Origin of the sequence: Thiolapillus sp. (genome assembly GCF_048562965.1) — a bacterium.
Classification (GTDB): domain Bacteria; phylum Pseudomonadota; class Gammaproteobacteria; order Chromatiales; family Chromatiaceae; genus Thiolapillus; species Thiolapillus brandeum_A.
Genome location: NZ_JBHNMF010000855.1, coordinates 1 through 1,226 on the forward strand (window position 1 = coordinate 1; position 1,226 = coordinate 1,226).

The following is a 1,226-nucleotide window of genomic DNA, read 5'->3' on the forward strand; positions in this document are numbered from 1 at the left end:
ATTAACCCGGCACCAATATAGGTGATGCTCAGGGCTTCAAGCCTGCCTCAGAGCAAGGCATCGCTTGAAGCCAATGGTTGTTCCATTGGCAAAAGCGATAACGCCGGGCCGGGGCAGGCTTGAAGCCCCAACTCATTGATATTGAAGGCAGGCCATGATGCACTGTCCGCCAGACTGCGTTATCAGCTCTTGCTGTAGAATAACTACAGCGGCGAGCTGATGCCTTGCTGGCGAACAGTGCATCACGGCTGAGCGTCATCTATATCGGTGCCGGGTTAATAGTCTATCCGGTCTTGTGGCGCACGTCCTTTCCTGTTGCCAGGTAGATGACATGCTCGCTGATATTCTGAACATAGCGCAACCCCCGTTCAAGAGAACGCAGGATGAGCACCAGGTTGACCGCCTGGGAAACATCGCCTTCCTTGAGCCGGGTACAGGCGGAAAGCCGCCGCATGCGCGTGGCCATTTCGCCTTCGGATCCGGTAGCGCCTTGGGCAAGTTCCTTGGCTGCCAGGTAGTCGTGGTGCCTGAAGGCCAAGCATGGCCTGGTCGAACAGTTCCGTCAGCAGTATCAGCAATTCCCTGACTTCGTTCTCCACCGAGCGACCATCACATTCGCCCAGATTACCATATTCCCTGTCCAGCACCCTTGCCATCTGGACGGTTTCATCGCCCAGGCGCTCAAGATCCGTGACGATGCGCGAAGCGGTTATGATGAACCTCAGGTCACCTCCCACAGGAGAACGTCGCGCCAGCAGGCGGATAATAAATTTGTCCACCTTCACTTCCAGCAGATCCACGGTACGATCGCCCTCCACGACCTGCTCCGTGGATTCCTCGCTGCTGCCCTTGAGGACCTGCTGCAGGCTGCTCATCTGTTCGCGCACCAGCCGGCCCATTTTCAATACCCGTTTCTGCAGCTTGCGCATGTCCTCGTCGTATCGCTTCAGGACATGTCCCTGATGGAGGGAAGAATCATGTTTCATTATCATTACCCGTAGTTTTGTTATCTGTTACTACCCGGCTTTCCTGAGTCCGCAGCCCGCCTCCCTGACCGTGGAAAACCTGTGTCCGTAGGTCGGACTTCAGTCCGACATTGCCCCTTGTGACCGCTGTTGTCGGGCTGAAGCCCGACCTACGGTCCGCTCCTGCGTTTTCAGCATTTCCACCTTCCATGGCGGTCTTCGCCCGGCTGCGTTATACCTTTGGGCATCCCCTGCCACTAA

Annotated in this window: 1 protein-coding gene; it reads right to left on the minus strand. The window is 56.4% G+C overall.

Translation table 11 applies throughout. The features are described 5' to 3' along the window. Window positions 1-368 precede the first annotated feature (368 nt). Window positions 369-986, minus strand: coding sequence for a phosphate signaling complex PhoU family protein (locus ACOCD2_RS20650; RefSeq protein WP_293646809.1), 618 nt, complete (start codon window positions 984-986; stop codon window positions 369-371). Between the last annotated feature and the right edge of the window lie 240 nt (window positions 987-1,226).

What these genes read in the sequence shown, in the direction of transcription:
- ACOCD2_RS20650 (WP_293646809.1), bottom strand. Translation starts at nt 986, where the DNA reads ATGAAACATGATTCTTCCCTCCATCAGGGACATGTCCTGAAGCGATAC.